The sequence below is a fragment of the Leptolyngbya sp. Cla-17 genome, from assembly GCF_016807185.1.
GTDB lineage: Bacteria > Cyanobacteriota > Cyanobacteriia > Leptolyngbyales > Leptolyngbyaceae > ULC077BIN1.
This window is the reverse complement of record NZ_JAEVYN010000002.1, coordinates 873241-890406: the sequence shown is the minus strand read 5'-3', so window position 1 is coordinate 890406 and position 17166 is coordinate 873241. Positions and strand designations below refer to the sequence as shown.

18 protein-coding genes are annotated in these 17166 nt (G+C 46.9%); 9 read left to right on the top strand and 9 right to left on the bottom strand.

Going from position 1 to position 17166, the window contains the following annotated elements; all coding sequences use genetic code 11:
- Positions 1–58 precede the first annotated feature (58 nt).
- The 6 genes from JOY44_RS15295 to JOY44_RS15270 all read right to left on the bottom strand — a co-directional run bounded on the left by JOY44_RS15295 (position 59) and on the right by JOY44_RS15270 (position 4251).
- Positions 59–664: an anthranilate synthase component II gene (locus JOY44_RS15295; protein ID WP_171574516.1), complete on the bottom strand. Its 606-nt coding sequence runs from the start codon at positions 662–664 to the stop codon at positions 59–61.
- Between the two features lie 59 nt (positions 665–723).
- Entirely contained in the window at positions 724–1212 is a 489-nt protein-coding gene (locus JOY44_RS15290; RefSeq protein WP_171574515.1) for a diacylglycerol kinase, read from the bottom strand.
- A 154-nt stretch (positions 1213–1366) separates the two neighbouring features.
- The gene (gene ybeY, locus JOY44_RS15285) at positions 1367–1921 is read right to left on the bottom strand and encodes an rRNA maturation RNase YbeY (protein WP_171574514.1); all 555 of its coding nucleotides are present in this window, start codon (positions 1919–1921) and stop codon (positions 1367–1369) included.
- 79 nt (positions 1922–2000) lie between these two features.
- Positions 2001–2192, bottom strand: coding sequence for a DUF3285 domain-containing protein (locus JOY44_RS15280; protein WP_171574513.1), 192 nt, complete (start codon positions 2190–2192; stop codon positions 2001–2003).
- An 83-nt stretch (positions 2193–2275) separates the two neighbouring features.
- Positions 2276–3389, bottom strand: a protein-coding gene (prfB, locus tag JOY44_RS15275; RefSeq protein WP_171576022.1) for a peptide chain release factor 2 whose coding sequence is annotated in 2 segments (ribosomal slippage) — positions 2276–3316 and positions 3318–3389 — 1113 coding nt in all. Because the reading frame shifts where the segments join, the coding sequence is not laid out codon by codon here.
- Positions 3390–3564: 175 nt separating this feature from the next.
- Positions 3565–4251: a Bax inhibitor-1 family protein gene (locus tag JOY44_RS15270; protein WP_171574512.1), complete on the bottom strand. Its 687-nt coding sequence runs from the start codon at positions 4249–4251 to the stop codon at positions 3565–3567.
- Positions 4252–4455: 204 nt separating this feature from the next.
- On the opposite strand from JOY44_RS15270, the gene JOY44_RS15265 reads away from it, so the two are divergent.
- Positions 4456–5352 (top strand): RNA polymerase sigma factor SigF, encoded by an 897-nt coding sequence (locus JOY44_RS15265; RefSeq protein ID WP_197985439.1) that lies wholly within the window; start codon positions 4456–4458, stop codon positions 5350–5352.
- 109 nt (positions 5353–5461) lie between these two features.
- Here the strand turns inward: JOY44_RS15265 and JOY44_RS15260 are convergent, their stop codons facing one another.
- Positions 5462–6364: a 4-hydroxybenzoate solanesyltransferase gene (locus JOY44_RS15260; RefSeq protein WP_281063307.1), complete on the bottom strand. Its 903-nt coding sequence runs from the start codon at positions 6362–6364 to the stop codon at positions 5462–5464.
- A gap of 5 nt (positions 6365–6369) precedes the next feature.
- Positions 6370–7497, bottom strand: coding sequence for a hypothetical protein (locus tag JOY44_RS15255; protein ID WP_171574510.1), 1128 nt, complete (start codon positions 7495–7497; stop codon positions 6370–6372).
- Between the two features lie 125 nt (positions 7498–7622).
- Between JOY44_RS15255 and purC the strand changes: the two genes are divergently transcribed.
- The 8 genes from purC to JOY44_RS15215 all read left to right on the top strand — a co-directional run bounded on the left by purC (position 7623) and on the right by JOY44_RS15215 (position 16049).
- The gene (gene purC / locus JOY44_RS15250; protein ID WP_171576020.1) at positions 7623–8357 is read left to right on the top strand and encodes a phosphoribosylaminoimidazolesuccinocarboxamide synthase; all 735 of its coding nucleotides are present in this window, start codon (positions 7623–7625) and stop codon (positions 8355–8357) included.
- Positions 8358–8523: 166 nt separating this feature from the next.
- The gene (locus tag JOY44_RS15245; protein ID WP_171574509.1) at positions 8524–10803 is read left to right on the top strand and encodes a BamA/TamA family outer membrane protein; all 2280 of its coding nucleotides are present in this window, start codon (positions 8524–8526) and stop codon (positions 10801–10803) included.
- Positions 10803–11720, top strand: coding sequence for a UDP-3-O-acyl-N-acetylglucosamine deacetylase (gene lpxC, locus JOY44_RS15240; protein WP_171574507.1), 918 nt, complete (start codon positions 10803–10805; stop codon positions 11718–11720). The genes JOY44_RS15245 and lpxC overlap by 1 nt, the downstream gene beginning before the upstream one ends.
- Positions 11721–11789: 69 nt before the next feature.
- A complete protein-coding gene (fabZ, locus tag JOY44_RS15235) occupies positions 11790–12329 on the top strand; it encodes a 3-hydroxyacyl-ACP dehydratase FabZ (RefSeq protein WP_171574505.1) in 540 nt (179 codons plus the stop codon).
- Between the two features lie 68 nt (positions 12330–12397).
- Complete coding sequence (lpxA, locus tag JOY44_RS15230) at positions 12398–13222, top strand: acyl-ACP--UDP-N-acetylglucosamine O-acyltransferase (protein ID WP_171574504.1); 825 nt, start codon at positions 12398–12400, stop codon at positions 13220–13222.
- Positions 13223–13286: 64 nt separating this feature from the next.
- Complete coding sequence (gene lpxB, locus JOY44_RS15225; RefSeq protein ID WP_171574502.1) at positions 13287–14546, top strand: lipid-A-disaccharide synthase; 1260 nt, start codon at positions 13287–13289, stop codon at positions 14544–14546.
- A gap of 123 nt (positions 14547–14669) precedes the next feature.
- On the top strand, positions 14670–15095 hold the full coding sequence (locus JOY44_RS15220) for a hypothetical protein (protein WP_171576019.1): 426 nt from the start codon (positions 14670–14672) through the stop codon (positions 15093–15095).
- A 186-nt stretch (positions 15096–15281) separates the two neighbouring features.
- The gene (locus JOY44_RS15215) at positions 15282–16049 is read left to right on the top strand and encodes a proteasome-type protease (protein WP_171574500.1); all 768 of its coding nucleotides are present in this window, start codon (positions 15282–15284) and stop codon (positions 16047–16049) included.
- A gap of 211 nt (positions 16050–16260) precedes the next feature.
- Here the strand turns inward: JOY44_RS15215 and JOY44_RS15210 are convergent, their stop codons facing one another.
- A complete protein-coding gene (locus tag JOY44_RS15210) occupies positions 16261–17127 on the bottom strand; it encodes a transglutaminase family protein (RefSeq protein ID WP_171576018.1) in 867 nt (288 codons plus the stop codon).
- Between the last annotated feature and the right edge of the window lie 39 nt (positions 17128–17166).

Here is a 17166-nt window from a genome sequence, read left to right as displayed (position 1 = left end):
ATTCAAACAATGGTAGCAACCTTTGCCTTGTCAAAAGTAAATTCGCTGTAGGTTCCACTTATTTCAACGGCAAATCATTGATAGACATTAAAAAGTTTCGCAGAATTTGCTTGCCAGAAACGGTTAATACACTTTCTGGATGAAACTGCACACCTTGAATATGAGGGTACTGTCGATGTCTAACCCCCATAATAGTGCCATCATCTACCCACGCCGTTATTTCTAGAACCTCTGGAAACTCTTGCCGCTCAATTACCAAGCTATGATAGCGGGTTGCTATTAAAGGATTCTCTAGCCCTTTGAATACTCCAAGCCCATTGTGATGAACTGGCGATGTCTTGCCATGCATCAAAACTGGAGCTGGCACAATTTTTCCACCATACACCTGACCAATGCTTTGATGACCTAAGCAAACTCCTAAAATGGGATATTCCATCCCTAATTCTTGAATCAGTTGGAGAGAAATGCCAGCGTCTTCAGGTCGTCCAGGCCCAGGAGAAATCACAATTCCATCCGGTCTAATTTCGCGAATCTGAGAGAGAGTGAGTTGATCGTTGCGACGAACTTGAATTTCTTGTGCAGCCTCAAACTCTGACCCTAGTTCGCCCAAATATTGCACTAGGTTATAGGTGAAACTGTCGTAATTATCAATAATGAGAATCAAATGAATTGACTCCTTGCTTAAGCTATCTAAATCTGAGTTAACTAAAAAACAATAAAAGATTAGTGAAAAAAAGAGGACACTTGAAAAACTTGCCAGAGTTTAATGCAAAGTCTTGGCAAAATTAGCGAACTAGCTACTCCGATCGCGGCGAGTGCAGAAATCAAAACCGCTGCTGCCGCACAATCTTTGGCAATTTTAGCAAGCTCATGGTAGTTCTGTTTAACGGTAAGGTCAACAACAGACTCGATCGCAGTATTGAGCAGCTCCATCGCCAAAACCGCACCGATTGTTAATCCTACTACGGATATCTCTACGGCAGAAAGGCGCAAATAAGCACTCGCGGCAAGCGCTAAGGCACCTAAAATGACGTGAATGCGGAAGTTTCGTTGAGTGCGAAAGGCATAGCTACTACCTGCCCAGGCATATTTAAAGCTGATTAGAAGGCTGGGAGCAATACGCCAGGCTAATTCTCGATTTATCTTAGTCGGTTGAGTTACCACCTTGCTGTTTGAACCATCAGGATCTGGAGTTTGAAGTTCAGAAGTCATAGACTGCAACAAAAGTGAAACAACTGCTTTTTAGACAAAAAAGAATCTGAGGTAGTGTATCTGAAATTGATTGCTGAGTATATTATCAACAACGAAATTTATCGTTTCTGGAAAAGCTATTCAACTTACAAGAATTCTCGCCATCGTCACAACTCTAGCGGTTTTTAGATGAAAGACCCACCGTGTTTAAGAGAAATTGCTGTTTAGCCAACATCTGGCTCAAACTTTCCTCATCAGGATGATCCCAACCGAGGAGATGCAGCAAGCCGTGAGTTGCTAGCCATGAGAGCTCGACGCTAAGGGAGTGATTTTGGGAATTAGCTTGTTGCTGAGCCGTTTCCACAGAAATGATGATGTCGCCTAAGTAAAGAGGTTGAGACTCAAACACTTCGTCGTTTTGTGGGGAACTGACCTCTAGAGCTGCAAATGCCAGAACATCGGTGGATTTGTCTTGGTGACGATATTGGGCATTGAGCGTTTGAATTTCGCGATCGCCAGTAAGCCTCAAACTCAGTTCATAGGCTTGAAGAGGAGATAGACTTGGCTGCATTATCTCTAGCCATTGCTGAAACCATTCGCTCCAAACCGCCTCAGTAATAGGGCAAGAAGAGGGCAAAGGGTCTAGAGCGCAATCTGAGCCCACAAGCATTTTGTGATTTTGAGCTTCAAAGATGCAGTCTTGAACACAAACTTCTACAGAAATTCCCATTTCAACGATACTCTAGCAATTTTTGTGAGCTTGAAGCAGAACGACAAGCATCGTTGAATTCATCGACTGTCAGAGTGCTCTAGCGAGTTAAATAAGCAAGACCTACCAACGTAGCTAGCAACCCAAACATCGTAAGAAAAAAGTGCTTCAGTGAGGTTCCCCGTTTACGAACCATATTCCGCATCGCTAGCTTAACGTAGCTCGGTTTTGGTTCAGTAACAGTTGACTCTATAGCTTCAGGGCTTTCAGAATTAATTTGAGGAGTTTCCATGAAACGGATCTTAATTTATCTCTACATCTCTTCGTTTAGGATAGATGGTTTTAATCAAGACTGTCTGGATAACCAGTGAACTCTTAAGAGTTAGCTAACTGAGTTTCTTGACGTAAATATGCCTGAATAAATGCATCTAAGTCACCATTCATTACATCTGCGATCGCGGTGGTTTCTGCTCCAGTTCGCAAATCTTTGACCATTTGATAGGGATGAAACACGTAGCTACGAATCTGGTTTCCCCACGATGCTTCCACAATATCTCCGCGAATATCTGCAATCTCCTTAGCTTTTTGCTCTTGAGCAATGATTAGCAGCTTCGCTTTTAAGATGACCAGCGCTTTCTCTTTGTTTTGTAGTTGCGATCGCTCCTCTGTACATCGGACTGCTAACCCTGTCGGCAAGTGAGTAATTCGTACCGCTGTCTCCACCTTGTTGACGTTTTGCCCACCTTTGCCACCCGCACGAGTGGTCGTAATCTCCAAATCTTTATCAGGAATGTCAAGCTGCACCGTGTTATCCAGCAAAGGCATGACTTCAACCCCAGCAAAACTGGTTTGTCGTTTGTCATTGGCGTTGAATGGAGAAATTCTCACTAAGCGATGAGTTCCCTTCTCTGCCTTCAAATAGCCGTAGGCATATCGCCCTTCAATTTCCAACGTTGCCGATTTAATCCCTGCTTCCTCTCCTTCGGACATTTCAGAAAGGTGAACGGTGTATCGTCGCGCTTCTGCCCAACGGGTATACATCCGCAGCAACATCTCCGCCCAATCTTGAGCATCCGTTCCGCCGGCTCCAGCATTAATGGTTAGCACCGCTCCCTTCTGATCATATAGACCAGACAAAAGCTGCTCCAATTCCCATTGATCCAAAGCCTGGCTCAATTGAGTCACATTGGATGTTGCTTCTGCCTGCAAGGCATCATCTTGTTCAACTGCTAGCAATTCCAGCACCGCTTGGGCATCTTCTAAGCTAGCCTGCCACTGATGAAGCTGTTCCAAATTGGATTTTAGGTCATTTAGTTCTTGCAAGATTTTTTGGGCGTTGGTCTGGTCATCCCAAAAGCTGGGTTGGGCGGCAACCTGCTCCAAATCCTGAATTTTGGCGGTTAAGGCAACAACGTCAAAGATAGTCCTGAGCTTTGCCCAGGCGATCGCTTAGCACATTAATCTCACGCTTAATTTCAAGCACTTCCATCATCATTAACTCTTAATTAATCTGTAATTACTAACAGTAATGCACCAGATTGGTTTGGGTGCAGACATCTTTACATTCAACAACTAATTGGCTTTCAAAATACGCCTTCAAAATAAGAAGCTACAGCTTTATAGCTGTAGCCCTTTAAGTCCTAGGAAAGCGCGATCGCGACAAATTAACGCCGAGAAAAAGACATAACAATTTGCAACACGTACCAAAACAAAAGTGCAACGGAGGCAAATAACTCTAGTGAAGCCGCTACATATTGATTCGTTGAGTAGTTATGCAGCACTTTAGAGGTGTCATACAAGATTGCCGCCGATGCAAACACCACCATAATGAATGAAAAGAAAAGACCCAAGGTAAAGCCAAAAATTGCGCTGCAAATGATCACGCCCATGGCAATAAAACCGCCGATCGTGAGAATACTGCCTAAAAACGAAAAATCTTTTCGGCTAATAAAAACCACGGCTGTCAAACCTGCAAACATTAGAAGCGTCAGAATTGCTGCTGTTGGAATCACGCTGGGATCTGAGAACAGAGCAGCGATATAAAGCAAGGGAGTAAAAAGAATTGCCTGGAGGACAACATAAAGTCCTAACCCTGCATATTGAGTTCCTACGGAATCTGCTTTGGCTGCTAATTCTCTGGATAACCAACCTAAAAGCATGAATACTCCCAAGACGGCGAGCCAGCTAAATCGACTACCCGTCATCAGCCTGGTTAAAACCTCTGCAATTCCGGTTTGAAACAGAAAAACTGACAGCAAGACAAACGCAAGAACTGCTCCTGCCAAATGAATATATGTTTTTTGGATAAACTTGGCGCGTTCAGTCGGGCGGGCTTGAGCAGCAATAACCATGGAATGACTCCTTAAATTGTGCTGTGAACTTTCACCTGCAATCCTAGCAAAAACATTTTTGAAACGCCCCTAGCGCTAGCGATCGAGCCTTTCAACATTAATTCTGATTACTTTCAAATTCTATTTTTACTGGATTTTAACCACGATGAAAGGCTAACTCTATTCAGAAACGGCCTTGTATCTCGCTTAACCGTTTGCGTGTTTATGCCGATTCCTTGGAAAGTCACTCAGCGACAGTACCGTAAATCGACGATGGTTTATACCCCTCGGTCTAACGAGAATGAGCTTAACTCTGATGTGAAAGGTGAATTGCAAATGATGGCTACTCAACCCTGCGTTCGTTCCCGTGGAATGGAATTGTTAGTTTCGTACCACCACAATCCCTCAGTTAGGCTCCGCAATCAGCTCGTTCAAATGAATGCGGGTTTGGTTAGAAAAATTGCTCATCGGGTGAGCCATCAGTGTGCTGAACCTTACGAAGATTTGGAGCAAATCGGTTATTTGGGTTTAATTCGAGCGATTGAGCGGTTTAACCCAAATCAGGGGTGTGCGTTTAGCTCATTTGCGGTTCCCTACATTCGCGGTGAAATGCTACATTTTCTCCGCGATCGTAGTTCTACTGTTAAGATTCCCCGTCGTTGGCAACAACTCAACAAAGCAGGACAAAAAGTTCGTGAAGAACTATCGGCAGCTTTTGGTCGTCAACCTACAGATGATGAGATTGCAACCGAACTTGGAGTTTCTGTCTATGAGTGGCGCGAAAGCAGAATGGCAACTAGAAATCGCTTGCCTTTGAGCTTAGATGCAACCATCAGCCAGCAAATTGATTCGCCGATGACCTTGGGCGATACCTTGCCTGATTCTCACTACCAAAACTTGCAAATTTTGGAGGAAGATCGGCAGCAAATTCAACGGGCGTTGAATCAATTGGAGGAAAAAACCCGCCAGGCAGTTGAGTTTGTCTTTATCAACGATTTATCTCGGAAAGAAGTTGCAGAAAAAATCGGTGTCAGTCCAATGACGGTGACGCGTCGCCTTCATCGTGGCATCCAACAAATGGTGGCGTGCTTACAGCCCCAAGTGTTGCAAACAGATCCTTAATTTGGATGACGTTCTGTTTTCTGTCGTAATGAACCTTTCACTTTACCTAGTATCTTTGGCTGACTCAGTTTCTTGAGTCAGCCTTCTTTTTAGGAATTATTTGAAGCTACTACTTGAAGCTACCGACTATCATTCCCGCAAGTAAAATAAACCCAATCCATACGTTTTGTCGGAAGAGTTGCCCGTAGGCAGCATGGAGAATTGTTTTTTTGCAGAGGCGATAGTATTGCCAGATCCATAATCCTGTTGCGACCGCCAACGTTAGCCAATAGAACCCAGTCAACGCCATGCTATTGCCAATCGCTGCCAGCAAAATAACGGTGCCTGCAAAGAAGGCTCCAACTGCATGAGAGACGTACTTGCCAAAAAACAGGGCGCTAGAGTTCACCCCTAGACGGCGATCATCTTCCCGATCAGACATGGCGTAGACTGTATCAAATCCCAACGTCCACAGTACGGTCGCGCCCCACAAGAACCAAGTGGGAGTGCCTAAGCAGGGAGTAGCAGCCGGAGTAGAACCACAGCTAACTGCGCTCCAGCTTATGAGAACGGCAAAGCCCCACGCGATCGCTAGCACCAATTGAGGAACTGGAAAAACTCGTTTTGCCAGGGGATACAGCACAATAATCGGAACGGCTGCAACACACAGCCAAAACGTTAGTAGGTTGAGGTAAAGAGACAAGATCCAAGCGCAGATAAACGACGCGATCGCCACTCCCAAACCTATCCAAATCGACAAAGCACGAGATGCTAATGGGCGATTGTGCGTCCGCTGAACTTTGGGGTCAATATTTCGATCCCAAAGGTCATTCACTACACATCCAGCAGCACTAGTTGCTAAGGTTCCCAATACAATTACACCCACCAGCAAGGGCGGCGGAGTTCCTCGTGCGGCTAAAAAAACGGCCCACAGTGCAGGAATCATTAGAATTAAGCGTCCAGCAGGTTTATCCCAGCGAAGAAGCCGCAGAATTCTAAGCCAAACGGGTTGAGCAGAGTCAGGCGAAGACATCAAAATTAGAACATAGAGTGAAACGATTGTACCGAGGCCTCGTCTACTTGAGTAGAAACTCGCTGTTGGGCAACATCAACATGACGACCCGCCTGCTCCCAAATTTCCCAAGCCGTCAGTTTTAGTGAAACTTTAGGGACGCCTGAAGCCTGATAGATTTTGACCTTGTACTTTTGCAACAGGGTGGCACTGTCAATCAGTGTTAGAGGAATGAGCAAATTGTAAAAGTCTTGATTGTTAAGCCAGGAGATATTCGCTTGCTTGTGCTTTAAATAAGAGTCCCAAACACTCTGTACAAAGTCGTAGTCTGCGATCGCCGCCGAAAGCGGTTGATAAACCGGATGCCGAATGGCTTCAGGCTCCTGCTCAAAACGAGTCAATGCACCTTTCAAGGCTTGAACAGTCTGACGATAATTAGAATAGTCAATTCCTAATGGGTACCTAGTCGTTCCCATCTCCGCCTGAGTTTGGAGAGAAACAAGAGTGCTAGTAAATTTAGCAAACTGCTGTACGGCTCGTTCGGCAGCTCGTTCGGTTTGAAGTCGTCGGGCGACTACCGAAAAGTTATTGCGATAGGTCACTAATTTTGATCGAGAAGTTTCAGTAACAGAGGTTTTAGGTGGCACTGTTGCCAAAAGCGCGATCGCTGCCGCCCATTTTTGGCTAGCACGCTGCCAAACCTTAAGAGAGTGGGGCGGATTTTGAACCGTCACTGCCGCCTGCCACGCCAGAGTTTGAGCTTTACCAAGCTGATCTTTTGCTGTTTGTTCTGCTACTAATCGTTGGCTAATCGCCGCGTAGTTTTTTCGGTAAATAGCTAATTTGGCGTTTGCCTGAGCCGCTAGAGGAGTTTTGCCAGAAATGCTTTCTAACAAGCGAATTGCCTGTCGCCACTTAACCCTAGCAGACTGCCAAGTATCAGCCAAATGAGGAGGGTGCTGCACTATCACTGCTGCGTCCCAAGCAAGCATCTCAGCCGACCGGAACTTTTCTGCCGGAGCAAGAGTCTCGGCGGAAACAGCATTATCAGAAGCCCCATTATCTGATGATGTCACCATAGAAGACTGGCTCAGGGAACAACCAGCCAGCCCCAAGTAGATTAACAGCACAATCTTCAGATGTAAGAGCTTCATGGTTAGAATCAACAATCTAAAGCCAGCGTAAAGGAGATTTGCATTTTTCAGGTAAAGATGAGATGAAGAGCAAAACAGCTCAATCCATAATTTTCAAGACTCACACTACCTTAGGCATTGCGCTCATGATAACGACTCATCACAAAAAGCTCTATGAAGGCAAAGCAAAAATCCTCTATTCAACGGAAGCTGCTGATGTATTGCTATCTGTTTTTAAGGATGATGCCACTGCTTTTAATGCCCAAAAGCGCGGCACTATTCAGGGTAAGGGGGCAATGAACTGCACCATTTCAAGTCATTTATTTCAGCAGTTAGAAACAGCCGGAATCCCGACTCATTTTATTGAGCAGTTGAGTGAAACTGAGATGCATGTTAAGGCAGTGTCTATCATTCCTATAGAAGTAGTGATACGCAATTTGGCAGCAGGAAGCCTATGTAAACAAACTGGGTTAGAACTAGGCACATTAATTTCTCCCCCTTTAGTGGAGCTTTATTATAAGAATGATGAGTTAGGTGACCCCTTGCTTACCCTCGATCGCCTGCTATTAATGAAACTCGCCACCTCTGAGCAAGTCGCTCAGTTGGCAGCAATGGCACTTAAAATTAACGATATTTTGACTAGTTTCTTTCAGGAATGCGGTATTACTTTAGTGGATTTCAAGCTGGAATTTGGATTGGATCACAATCAACAGTTGATTTTGGCAGACGAGATTAGCCCTGATACCTGCCGTTTGTGGAATCAGTCAGAAACCGATCCATCTCGACGAGTCATGGATAAAGATAGATTCCGAAATGATTTGGGCGAAATCGAGTCTGCTTATCAGCAAGTTATGCAGCGAGTATTGGCACATTCACTTTAGAAAATCCAACTTAGCAGGTATGTTAAGTATTGGTACGCACTGATGCGGTAAAATTTGACGGTTTACTTTTTACAGCCTATCCTCGCTGTTGGATCGATTGAACGTGTCCTCTATGGCCTGCTTTAACAGGATTTGGTGTGTGGTTGTGCAATATAGCTTGAACAAGATGCGGTTATCTCCCTTATTGGTAGCTTTCCTGGCGGCTTCTGCAACCGTTGGACTATCACACTCTGTCAAAGCGCAAGCGCCCCCTCTGTCTAGCACAGATACGACTAGCACCGAGGCGATCGCGACCGATTCATCTTTTCAATCAACACTAGAACAGGAAGAAGCGCCGACTAATAGCGAAATCGCCGTTTCTCCGGATTCAGAACCCCTTTCTCCAGTAGACTTGCTGACTACGCCTCCCCTCTTTGCCCAAGGCGCATCAGAACAAGAGTCTCCTGACCGCATCCGGGTCAATCCACTTGCGCCAACTGCGCCTCAACAAACTACTCCCACCTTTCAGCTACCGACCTCTCCCACCGCTCCTGCCACACCTACTCCAGAAACCGCCCCTAGCGATTCTGTGACTCCTGTTCCAACTACACCGACCGCTCCCTCACCAGCTGCCCCTTCTGGTTCCACCGAAGCCGAGCCTAGAGTGCTTGTTGGCGAGGTGCTAATTAAGGGAGCCGATCAAACCCTGCAAGACGAGGTATATGGAGTCATTAAAACTCAGCCTGGGCGCACCACAACCCGCTCCCAGCTTCAAGAAGACATTAACGCCATTTTTGCAACTGGCTTTTTTTCAAATGTAAAGGCTGTGCCTGAAGACACGCCTCTAGGTGTGCGAGTGACGTTTGAAGTGCAGGTTAATCCAGTCCTACAATCCGTTAAGGTTGAGGGCAATCGGGTTTTGCCAGAGAAGATTCTGGCGGACAGCTTTGGTGACCAATATGGTCAGGTGTTGAACCTAAATCGTCTTCAAGACGGTATCAAAAAGGTCAACGAATGGTATCAAAAGAATGGCTATGTTTTGGCGCAGGTTTTAGATGCTCCAGCAGTCTCTCCCGAAGGAATTGTTACCTTACAAGTAGCGGAAGGAGAGGTTGAAGGAATTAGAGTTCGCTTCATTAACAAAGATGGGGATGATAAAGATGCGAAAGGCAATCCCATTCGAGGACGCACTCGTGATTTCATCGTTACCCGCGAATTTCAAACAAAACCCGGAGACATTTTTAATCGGACCATTGTTGAGCAAGATTTGCAGCGAGCTTTTGGGCTAGGAATTTTTGAAGATGTGCGGCTGTCGCTACAGCCAAGCGAGACTGATCCACGCAAAGTGGTGGTCGTTGCCAATGTAGCGGAGAAGAATGCTGGTTCAATCTTCGCCAGCGCTGGGATTAGTTCTGCCAGTGGTTTGTTTGGGTCGGTGGGTTATCAGCAGCAAAACTTGGGGGGCAATAACCAAAAGCTCTCGGCTGAAGTGCAGATTGGTCAACGGGAGTTGTTGTTCGATTTGAGTTTTACTGATCCGTGGATTGGTGGTGATCCGTTCCGTACGTCTTACACGATCAATCTGTTCCGGCGACGCACAATCTCACTCATCTTTGATGGTGGCGAGTCGGAAGTGAATCTACCCAATGGCGACACTCCCCGAATTCTTCGTTCAGGCGGATTTGTCAGTTTTACGCGCCCTCTTAGCCGCAATGTGTTTCAGCGGGCGGAGTGGACTGCATCGTTGGGTTTGCAATATCAGCGGATATCTATTCGCGATCGCGATGGCGAGTTAAGCCCCTTAGATGAGCGCCGGAACAACCTCAGCTTTAGCGGCACCGGACGAGATGACCTGTTAGCACTGCAATTTGGGATTGTGCAAGATCGTCGCAATGATTTTGCCCGACCCACCAGCGGCTCATTTTTAAGGCTAGGGACTGAGCAATCAATTCCGCTTGGGTCAGGCAATATTTTGTTTAATCGCCTTCGCGGTAACTACAGCTTTTATATTCCAGTACAGCTAGTTAAGTTTACGAAAGGTTGTCGGGTTGTCAATCCAAGACCCAGCGATTGCCCGCAAACGCTTGCCTTTAATGTCCAAGGAGGCAACTACCTTGGAGATCTTCCTCCTTATGAAGCGTTTCCTTTGGGTGGCGCAAACTCAGTCCGAGGCTATGACGAGGGAGATCTGGGATCGGTTCGATCGTTTGTTCAAGGAACAATTGAATATCGCTTTCCAGTTATTTCTATCTTTTCGGGTGCCCTTTTTGTAGATGGAGCCTACGGGTTCGGATCTCAGGGGCTAGTTCCAGGAAATCCGGGGGGGATTCGGGGGAAACCTGGTAGTGGGTATGGATATGGCGCTGGGGTAAGGGTTCAATCTCCGCTGGGTCCAATTCGGGTAGACTTTGGTGTAAATGATCAGGGCGACACCCGGATAAACTTTGGTATTGGAGAGCGCTTCTAATGGAGTCAGAAGTCCAGAGTCAGAAAAATCAAACGTTGGAATCTTCGGCACCTGCTCAGCAAACGTTGGGGGGTGAGTTTACTCGGTCAGGGATTGGGCTGCATACGGGATTGTTCACGCAGGTTCGAGTGTTGCCAGCACCAACAGGCTCAGGGCGAAGGTTTATCCGAGTTGATCTGCCAGATTCTCCTGAAATTTCTGCCCGTATTGATGCCGTTGGGCAAACAATGCTGTCAACTGAGCTGGCTGCTGGCAAGGCAACAGTTCGCACGGTGGAACATTTGCTGGCGGCATTGGCAGGTATGGGTGTGGACAATGCCCGCATTGAGATTGACGGGGCAGAAGCTCCAGTGCTAGATGGCTCAGCGCAGGAGTGGACAGCCGCGATCGCCCAAGCGGGAGTGGTTGCTCAAACAGCACCTCGTTTAACCTGGTCGTTGCAGTCCCCGATTTGGATTCGTGAGGGAGATGCCTTTGTTGCGGCGCTCCCCGCTGCTGAACTGCGGTTTACCTATGGCATTGATTTTGACCTGGCGGCGATCGGTAATCAGTGGCATAGCTGGTCACCTAATGCGGCTCACTTCACTGTTGATTCATCGTTTGCTGCCGAAATTGCCCCAGCTCGTACCTTTGGTTTAGCTCACCAAATCGAATATCTGCGGGCAAATGGGTTGATTAAAGGGGGCAGTTTAGACAACGCTTTGGTATGTAGTGCTGAAGGGTGGGTTAATCCACCTTTGAGATTTTCAAACGAGCCTGCACGTCACAAACTGTTGGATTTGGTAGGAGATTTGAGTTTATTAGAAATTCCGACTGCTCATTTTATGGCGTACAAAGCCAGCCATTCGTTACATACGCAACTTGCGCGATCGCTGAATGCGCTACGAATCAAGCAGCCTGTAACGCCACAATCATGATAAGGTCGGGGACGGAGCTACCAATGATATTCCACACTTCTCGACATCGCACGCTTATTAACTCTGCCCATGTCAATCTTTACTGATGTCAATACTGCTGATGCAGTGCCCACCCACAAACAGAGTCCTGCCCAGCTTGAAACAGACACTTCAACGAATGCTGTAGCTTCTGGCACGACTGTTTTATCGCTCGAAGACATTCAAAAATTACTGCCCCATCGTTACCCCTTTGCTTTAGTCGATCGCATCATTGACTACGTACCTGGACAGTACGCTGTTGGCATTAAAAATGTCACCTTCAACGAACCCCATTTTCAAGGACATTTTCCGGGTCGTCCGATTATGCCGGGTGTGCTAATTGTGGAAGCAATGGCACAGGTTGGCGGTATTGTGCTAACTCAGATGGCGGATCTCAAAGGCGGCTTATTTATGTTTGCAGGCATTGATAAGGTTCGTTTTCGCCGTCCGGTTGTTCCCGGAGATCGACTGGTTATGACCGTAGAACTAATCAGCGTAAAACGTCGTCGGTTTGGCAAAATGCGAGGTCGTGCTGAAGTCGATGGGCAACTTGCAGCCGAAGGCGAATTCATGTTTTCGCTGGTAGACTAAGGCGACTTGAGCTTCGAGTTTTTCCAACTCAAATCCAAAAGCTCATCATTTTATCACTCATCACTTTTATGGCAACTCTGATTCATCCAACCGCCGTTATTCATCCTGGTGCCGAGCTACACCCGACTGTAAAGGTGCAACCCTACGCCGTGGTTGGTGCGAATGTGAAGGTGGGAGCAGACACAGTGATTGGCTCCCATGTTGTGCTGGATGGGTGGACAGAAATTGGAGAGCGAAATCAAATTTTTCCAGGTGCCGCGATCGGGTTGGCATCCCAGGATAAAAAATATGACGGAACAGAAAGCCTGGTCAAGATTGGTAATGATAATCACATTCGAGAGTACGTCACGATTAACTGTGCCACCTATGCGGATGAGATGACCCTCATTGGGAACGGCAATTTGCTCATGGCGTATACTCACGTTGCCCATAACTGTGTAATCGAAAATAATGTCATCATCACCAATGCGGTGTCTTTGGGTGGCGATGTTCATATTGAATCAGAAGCGCGAATTGGCGGCATGAGTGGGGTTCATCAAGGCGTGCGGATTGGGCGGCTAGCAATGGTCGGCGGAATGAGCCGCATTACTCGCGATGTGCCTCCCTATATGTTGGTTGAAGGACATACTTCACGGGTGCGATCGCTCAATGTAGTGGGTCTTAAACGAGCAGGACTGATGGATATCGAGGAAGGCAAAGTCTTCCAGTCATTAAAGCAAGCATTTCGGCTACTCTATCGCTCCGATTTAACCCTTAGCGAAGCGACAGAAAAACTAGAACAATTAGTGAACAATGACTATCTTCAACATCTCTATCAGTTTCTGAAGCTATCTAAACAAGCAGGGCGACGAGGCTCTACTCCGGGCGCAAAAACCGACGAAACTGAAGAATAAGAAGCTTAGCTTGACTGCTCAATGCAAATGACGTTTGCTGCCCCTACTGGTCACTCCCTATCTAATGAGCAAAACTGCACGCATTTTTATTAGCACGGGTGAGGTTTCTGGAGATATGCAAGGGGCACTCCTGGTGGAAGCTTTGCAGCGACACGCTCAAGCAAAAGGATTGCAGCTAGAAATTTTTGCATTGGGTGGCGATCGCATGGCAACCGCCGGAGCAAAACTCCTGGGACATACGACCGCGATTGGCTCCGTCGGTATTTTTGAATCATTGCGTTTTGTCATGCCGGTGCTAAAGGTGCAGCGCCAAGTTAAACAGTATTTTAAACAACATCCGCCCGATCTGGTAGTTTTAATTGACTACATGGGACCCAACCTCGTTTTCTGCGAGTATTTATCAACCCATTCCCCACAAGTGCCCGTAGTGTATTACATTGCACCTCAAGAGTGGGTTTGGGGAGACGGCTGGTTTTGGGGAGTCAAAATTTTTCGATCCGATTTGATTGTCCGGGCAACTCAGCGGGTTTTGGCAATTTTTCCAGAGGAAGCGCGCTATTTTCAAAAAAAGGGTGCGAAGGTCAGTTGGGTAGGGCATCCCCTAATCGATCGCCTTCAAACAGCACCCGATCGCGAAACAGCCCGTGCAGTCTTGGGTATTCCTCCCGACCAAATTGCAGTGGTGCTGTTACCCGCTTCTCGCCAGCAAGAAATTCACTACCTATTGCCAGTCATCTGCCAAGCTGCTCAAGCGCTGCAAAGCAAACTGCCCAAGGTTCATTTCTGGATTCCCTTAGCTCTTGAAAAATATCGCCCAGCGATTGAGCGAGCCATTCAAACTTATGGGCTCCGGGCAACAGTGTTGAATGATTCCTCTGCTCACACTCAATATGCTGACCCCCGTAGCGATGCTTCTACTACTCTGCGGGCGATCGCAGCAGCAGATTTGGCAATTACTAAATCGGGCACCGTCAATTTAGAAATCGCGCTACTCAACGTGCCACAGGTCGTTTTATATAAAGTAAACGCAGTCACTGCCTGGATCTTAAACCGAGTATTAAAGTTTGCAGTGCCGTTTGTGTCGCCGCCCAACTTAGTGATGATGAAGCCAATTGTGCCAGAGTTTTTGCAAGAGCAGGCAACGGCAGAAAACCTGACCAAAGAATCCTTGGACTTGCTATTAAATCCTCAGCGTCGGCAAACAATGCTGGAAAACTATCAGGAAATGGCTCAGGCATTGGGTGAGCCTGGAGTTTGCGATCGCGCCGCTCAAGAAATATTAGAGTTGCTGCCCTCATCGAAAGGGGAAGATCATAGCTCTTAGCCTCTGTCTTCAACTCCCTTTCCTATATCCCTCAAAATAAAGTCTTTGACAATCTAAGCATCTCTCTTACTCCCTGGGAATACTTATAAAAGTTCAGTGAGTTTCGTGGGTGGTGATTGGTGCATGTGGCGTTTGCTCAAAAGCTTTTTTTATAGTCTCAAAACTTACCCCGATCTCAGCCCTGATCTGCGAATGAGGCGGCGCGTGAATCGGATGCTGGGCGATCGCTCCCGGCTGACTCCAGAAGGTTGGCATCAGAAATTTTGGCAATCTCTCAACATTACGCCACAACTCTCTAGTTTCATTTATTGGCACCTACCCAGCTATTCAGGACTGGATTGCGGCAGAATTCATCCTAGCGATCGCCTCCAAGAAGATTTACATCTCTCGCTGGTTTGCTGGTTTGATTGGGAGCAATCACTCCAACAAGATTTTTTCACCCAATTTGAGATTGATTTGGGCGAAGAGATTAACCTAGAAACTCTTGCAACCATTAAAGACTTGATGGTCTTTCTTGATCGCCAGCTACTGTCAATTAACCGCACATAAAATATACCTAGCAGCCTGTCAACTTTGATTCGACAGATAGGGGATGATTGAGAGGTTATTTGGTGAGAGTTTTTGCCACTCAAAAAACCTTGACTGCACATGAACCACAATTTTTGACTAACAGTTTTTTCTCAGTTTCTTCCAACCGCTTTAAAATCGAAAAGATTATTATTTTTTGCTGGCTGCATGACCTATTGCCTTGGGATTATTACGGATGCGGGGCTGATTATGGCAGCGGATTCTCGCACCAACGCCGGAGTAGATTACGTTTCGACCCATCAAAAGCTATTTGATTTTTCTCTGCTAGGCGATCGCGCGATTGTGCTTTGCACAGCGGGAAACCTATCAATGACGCAAGCCGTCCTCAACTTGCTACGCCGAGATATTGAAACCCAAGCCGAAGCAAATCTTCATGCCCTGGGTAGCCTCTATGAAATTGCCCGGTATATTGGCGGCAAGGTTCGACAAATTCGCGAACAAGACCGTCAATGGCTTGAAAAAGATCGGATTGATTTCCAATGCAGCTTTTTGCTAGGTGGACAGATCAAAGGCGAAGCACCAGGACTGTTTCTCATCTATAGCCAGGGAAATTGCATTCAGGCTTCCAAAGACACCCCTTTTCTGCAAATTGGTGAAGCGAAGTATGGCAAACCTATTCTCGATCGCATCCTTAACTTTGACACCTCGTTAGAAGCCGCCGCCAAATGTGCACTCCTCTCTATCGACTCCACGATGAAATCCAACATTTCCGTGGGACCACCCATCAACCTAGTGATGTACGAAAAAGATTCCTTCAAAATTCGCTACGAACTGAGACTGGAATTAGAAGCACCCTACCTGTCGCAAATGCGCCGTTTATGGGAAGTTTCTTTGAGAGAAGCCTTCGATCGCATGCCCGATGTCGATTGGGAGCATTATCTTGAGTTTCCTCAAACGAACAATCTTACGGATTAACAGACCTACGCATTGGGCACCTAATTTGCCCTCTCGTAGAAAACAAACTATAGCGGTTCTCTGTTGGATGAAGTACAGGAAGAATAATAGAAAGCAAGGGTTTGAGCCTTTAGTTTGTACCTCACAGGAGCCGAAAACGCTATATATTCCAATCCTTTCACCTAAGAAAGAAGGCTTTTTGAACGCCAGTTCCTTCTTTCTTTAAGAAACACTAGGGTAAAGGTCTAATGGCTAATTTGTAGGTCATAGAAGATCGAACGCCACTAGGGGTAAATGAGCCAGCTACAGGAGCGGCATATCGAGACGAGTTGCTGGCAACTAGAGCAATATGGCGATCGGCAACTGCTAACCCCTGGGTTGGGTCATACCCGCGCCAACCGCCGCCCGGTAAATAGACCTCTGCCCAAGCGTGGAGATGCCGCTCTGGGTTATCCAGGTCGCCCTCCTGATAACCACTGACGAACCGCGCCGCCAGCCCGATCGCCCGACAAACTTCCACAAATAGCACGGCAAAATCTCGGCATGACCCCGATCGCTCCTTCCAAGTAACTCCGGCTGGTAACGGATCGCCTGTCTCCCGAAGCGTGTATTGACAATCCTGATAAATGTGCTGATTTAATAGCGACAGAAAGGTGAGCGGCTCTCCATTTGCCTGAAGCCATAGATCTTGAGCAAGTTGAGCCGCGATCGGATCAATCGAACTGGTATATCCTGGCTGTTGCCCCAGCAGGTAGGGTTGCAACTGCACCAACAGCGATGCTGGATAATCTGCTGGAAGGCTGACTGCCCAAGGCTCCAAAAAGTAATCGAATGGATTTAAACGGGATGTTTCCACATCAGAAACAGTGCGAATCACAAGCGATTCGGTTGGACTTGAATCAAACCAAAGCTGAACCAGCGAGTTGCCATCCAAATCGACGAGTTGCGCCTGCTGTTTGGGCTGTGGCACGACTGTGATGCTGAAAGAATGCAGAATTTGGCTACCATCGCTGCGAGGGCGCAACCGCACCACATGAGGCTGCAAGGTAACGGCCTGCTGATAAATGTAGTCAGTGGTGTGTTCAATTTGATAACGCACAAGTTTCGAGGGAATAGGGGACAGCGAATGAGGATTCAT